Here is a 4,737-nt window from a genome sequence, read left to right as displayed (position 1 = left end):
CCATCTCGTTTTTCCTTTTTGCTACCATATTTTATATAATTACCTAATATTTGATTTATATACAGAAAACCAACTAAATTTTGATCCATTTTCAACCCTCTTACCCCATTATTGTTTTAACTATCCATCTCGTTTTTCCTTTTTGCTACCATATTTTATATAATTACCTAATATTTGATTTATATACAGAAAACCAACTAAATAAAGCGTTGTGAAACAGCCACAGAAAATAATAGTAACCTTTAAAAATTCAAAGTATAACCAAAATCAAATTACTAGGCAGAGGACAACCGTCCTCTTAACTACTTACATAAATATACCCCAAGATTTTTAGAGGCCTGTTATAAATCACTTTTATAAAATTAGGAGAGTCATTTCTTCAAGCTATTGCGACCATTACAGAGATGAACAAAAATAATAAACGAAAAATTCCAGAAGGCGCTTCTTTGAACTTTATCTCGAATCGCTGGCGAAATCACGTTTATGATGAGGGGAATATAAATCGCCAATAATGAGATGTCTGTTCTTACAGAGTTAAGAAATCTTATACGCTCAGGTACCGTTTTGTTTCGCAAATAGGATGGGAACGTACTTTCTATGAGAAATTTATTATACATAAGATTTTGAACTCAATTCAGTCCCTTCGTCCACTTAGGATATATAAAATGTCTTAGCATATAATTTCCGCGTTTTGTCGGCAGTACACCTTTAGGGAGTAACGAAAAAAAGAGCCGAATTTCTCAATTTAGGGGTTGGGAAATCAGACTTATATATTGGAAATTCCTTATCGTTGTAAATCCGCATTTTCCTGACGCTACCCCTTATACGATTCGTGATTCGCAAGACGTATCATTGGTATTAGATACGCTCGAGCAACTACCCGCCTTACCCGAGGGTGTTTACTACATAGCGACCAAGGGTCCGTTTACACATCAGTAGCCTTTCAAAAGGCAGTCAAAGAAAAAGGCATTACCATGTTCCTTCAATATTTCTTTTGCCCCTCCAAGATTCGCAGCAACTAGTACATGTTTGGCTGTGAACTAAGTACTATCTTCCATTACAACACCCTTTACAACTGTTTGCTCTATCCCTTAGTTCAAAGACTACGTGTGCCAAGTCTTTGGTTTTGATTTTTAAATCCGATAAGGTAAATACTCCCCCATTATTTAACCAATCCTGTATCTATAATGGTCACGGTTACAGTAGGGTTAATGTTTACTCGATCAATTGACTTGGGCCAGTCTAGGTTTTTCCATGTCTGATAATCCATTTTTCTTTTTATATACTTTCCTAAACCAAGATTATCTATTTGGTGTTCCTTCATAATTTCTATTATTTCGTTTATTTCGTTTTTTATATATTTTTGAATATCTCTCTCCATCTCTGCCATTTGTTTCTCATTATTTATATCCTTTTTTCCATGGTATTCCAGTAAAAAGCCTTTGAGATCAATTGACACATTCACATCGATATCTTGATTATTATTTATTCCAACCTTTATACTTCTTTTATTCTTTAAAAAACTAAATAATACGTTCTCTTCTTTATTAATTTTAATTAATAATTTGCCCTCTTTAAACTCACCAGTTAAAAGAAAGAAAACTCTTGCTTTTATTTCTGGTAGTGATGTTTTTAACTGATCATCACTAAATAATGCAATACCTTCCGACATGATTCCATCTTCAGATTGTAAAATAATTGGAGCAATAGGATCAATAGCGTCATCTAGGTAATCTCTCGCAAACTTATGTATATCCATTTCAGGAATGGTATTTAACCTTGCTTCTTTTGTCAAAAGCTCTTCGATAACACTATCAACCATTTTATAATTTGGATAGTCTTTAGATAGCATTTGTTGTGGGCTGCCTTTTACAATAGACAGTTTTACAGTTGGTCTTAAATCTGGATCACGATAGAATGTATCGATTAAATCCCATACTCCTTTTTCTGCAAGTTTCTCTCCAATTAGAATACTTCTAACTTGACCTAAAACTAGATTTTTATCTGTCTTTTGGTTCAAAAATAACATTGATTCTCTTGGAGTATCAACAACAGTAGTGATAGTTTGCTGTTCTAAGGTTTCTGCTATTGGAAATGAGCCGGTTACTTTAAGCTTTCCGATATCCTCTCCTTCCTCAATTGACTCATAACCTATTGTATGAATAAATCCTAACTCCTCAACAATTTTTTGGTCCATACATCCCGATTGCATCAACAAGATTAGACTAATCAGTAAAATTCTAGCCATTACTTCTCCTTTTTATAAAAATAATCATCAATAATAATAGTGGTAAGAAGACAGATAGGAACAATTGAACTTTTGTTAAGGCAGATAACAAAAATATTAATTCTTTTTTTGTTACAAAAGCGAGCGTTGATAAATATCCAACTGCCAATAATACAAAAACAATAAGATTATCACTCCATTTAACCACCCTTTTTAAGGTAACTAAACTAATCCAGACATACATCGTAATAGTAATTAACACCTTTAAATAAAATAATATAAAAATGATAGAGTCCAATCGTTCAACAAATTCAAATTCGATATGTTTCATTAAAGTTACTACTGGGTAAACTTGATGAGTTAACTGTTGTATACTGTTAAATCCATAACAAAATATAGTAACAATCAAATATACAAAGGAAGTATATAAGTGACCCCAAAAAACATATTTAAAACCGCTTTTCTCTTTACTTATATACGGGAACATAAATAGGATTACTTCAAATCCTAGAAATGCAGTATATACTTCGATTATCCCTCCATAAAAGTCGGTATTTTCATTAAACAAAAATGTAGAAAATTGCAAAAAGGAGAAGTCAGGAACAAAATGTAATAAGATAAATATTATTGGTCCAGATAAAAAGAAAAATATAGTACAGATATGAGCGATTGTTATTATTCCTCTTGTAACAAGGTAAAAAGTAAGAATTAATGTTAACAGTACAAACCACTGTATATCAGTTTGAGGAAAATATAAAAACTTCATAACATGTACATAGTATTTTGCGATTGTAACCGAAAGAATTGACCAGAATATGCTTAAAGAAATATATAAAGGCATTATTATCATCTTTGCCTTTGAATTTAAACTCTCAATTGTTTGAAAAATCGACTCACCTTTATTAAAACTATAAATTGTAGCAATCAATCCAATATGAATCAAAACAACAACTGAAATAGGTATAATCATGATCCAACCGTTATATCCAAAATGATTGACTATAATATTTGGTAAGCTAAAGAACACTATACCCATTTGAGTCATATAGGTAATAAAAAATAAATAGAACGGTTTAAATTTTTCATTTTGCATATTTAGGCTCCTCCTTAACTTATTTCTTAAAGAACTGATAAGGAGCACGAATAATAGTATCTTTTATGTCCTTCAAAGATAATGGTGCTATAGGTTTAAGATAATACTCCCCCATATTTTTTAAACTGCAAAGATGAATTAATAAAATAATGAATCCGAAAATTATTCCAAAGAATCCCGCTATTGATGCAAGAATAATAAAAATAAATCGAGCAATCCTTAAAGAAGCGGTCATTATAATATGTGGAACTACAAAAGAAGATATAGCAGATATAGAAACAACTATAATTAGTATACTACTCGTAAAACCAGCCTCTACTGCAGCAGTACCAATAACTATACCTCCAACTATACCAATTGTTTGTCCTATTTTAGACGGTAGTCTTGCTCCTGCTTCTCTTAACAACTCAATAATACTCTCAATAATTAATGCCTCAATTAGTGGGTTAAATGGCACGTTACTTCTTGATTTAATAAACTCATGCAGTAATTTAACAGGAATAATATCATATTGAAACATAGATACTGCTACATAGAATGCAGAAGCAAATAATGTTATTACTAATGCAGCAAATCTTAATGCCCTGGATAGAGTACCAAGTATCCATCTTTGGTTGTAATCATCTGGAGATTGAAAAAATTCAAAAAAACTAGTAGGGGTTGATAATGAATAGGGACTACCATCTAACAAACAAATAACTCTTCCCTCAAGCAACTTTGATGTTGAAACATCTGGACGCTCTGTCGTAAAATATTGTGGAAAAATAGAAAGAGGCTTCCTGTCTAAGTATTGTATTAGTTGATTTAAATCATTAATCCCTTTTATGTCAATGTCATTGATTCTTTCTTGCAATTCTTTAACTAACACAGAGGAGGTAATACCCTCAATATATAATAAATACATTTTCGTTTGAGTTAACGTGCCTATTTTATAACTAAGGACCTTTAAACGGTCTGATTTTATTCTTCTCCTAATCATAGATAAGTTAGTTCCAACGTCTTCTATAAAAGCTTCTTTAGGTCCTACAATTATAGTTTCAATTTCTGCAGCTGAAACACTTCTTGTTTTTGGAACATAAATATCAACTACATATGCTAGTGAATTTTTAAAAATGACTAATGCTTTTCCTTCCAGAATCCCACTAACCATTGAGTTAATATCTTCTTCTTGTTTAAATTCTTTTCTTCTTAATATATTTTTCACTTCATCGTTATTTATATTTGAAAATGGTTGTACAATATTATTTCTCAATTCCTCTTCCCCTACTAAATGCCCGAAAAATAATACCTCAATTTCTAACTCTGGAAATGTCCTAGTTACTAAATCATCACAATCATCTAATCTACCCTTAATATGTTCAGACAAATTTTTGTTTATATACATAATAAATTCCTCTCAAAACGTTATCAACGTGAG

Annotated in this window: 3 protein-coding genes and 1 pseudogene; 1 reads left to right on the top strand and 3 read right to left on the bottom strand. The window is 31.3% G+C overall.

Annotation, left to right across the window (positions count from 1 at the left end):
- Positions 1-822 precede the first annotated feature (822 nt).
- A pseudogene (locus AC3II9_RS09940) lies at positions 823-977 on the top strand (IS3 family transposase); the annotation flags it as partial.
- 185 nt (positions 978-1,162) lie between these two features.
- Here AC3II9_RS09940 and AC3II9_RS09935 read toward each other — a convergent pair.
- The 3 genes from AC3II9_RS09935 to AC3II9_RS09925 are packed head-to-tail and all read right to left on the bottom strand — an operon-like array spanning position 1,163 to position 4,704.
- Positions 1,163-2,248, bottom strand: a complete 1,086-nt coding sequence (locus AC3II9_RS09935; protein ID WP_391376567.1) for a Ger(x)C family spore germination protein — start codon at positions 2,246-2,248, stop codon at positions 1,163-1,165.
- Positions 2,241-3,320 carry a GerAB/ArcD/ProY family transporter gene (locus AC3II9_RS09930; protein ID WP_489155175.1) on the bottom strand — a complete coding sequence of 360 codons (1,080 nt, stop codon included), beginning with the start codon at positions 3,318-3,320 and terminating at the stop codon, positions 2,241-2,243. Before AC3II9_RS09930 ends, AC3II9_RS09935 begins: the two co-directional genes overlap by 8 nt.
- A gap of 19 nt (positions 3,321-3,339) precedes the next feature.
- Positions 3,340-4,704 (bottom strand): spore germination protein, encoded by a 1,365-nt coding sequence (locus AC3II9_RS09925; protein WP_391376571.1) that lies wholly within the window; start codon positions 4,702-4,704, stop codon positions 3,340-3,342.
- Positions 4,705-4,737 lie beyond the last annotated feature (33 nt).

The sequence above is a fragment of the Lysinibacillus sp. RU7 genome (assembly GCF_057837305.1).
This window is presented reverse-complemented; position numbering and strand designations above follow the sequence as displayed.

Coding starts and splice junctions, on each gene's coding strand:
- AC3II9_RS09935 (WP_391376567.1), bottom strand. CDS start 2,248: ATGGCTAGAATTTTACTGATTAGTCTAATCTTGTTGATGCAATCGGGA.
- AC3II9_RS09930 (WP_489155175.1), bottom strand. CDS start 3,320: ATGCAAAATGAAAAATTTAAACCGTTCTATTTATTTTTTATTACCTAT.
- AC3II9_RS09925 (WP_391376571.1), bottom strand. CDS start 4,704: ATGTATATAAACAAAAATTTGTCTGAACATATTAAGGGTAGATTAGAT.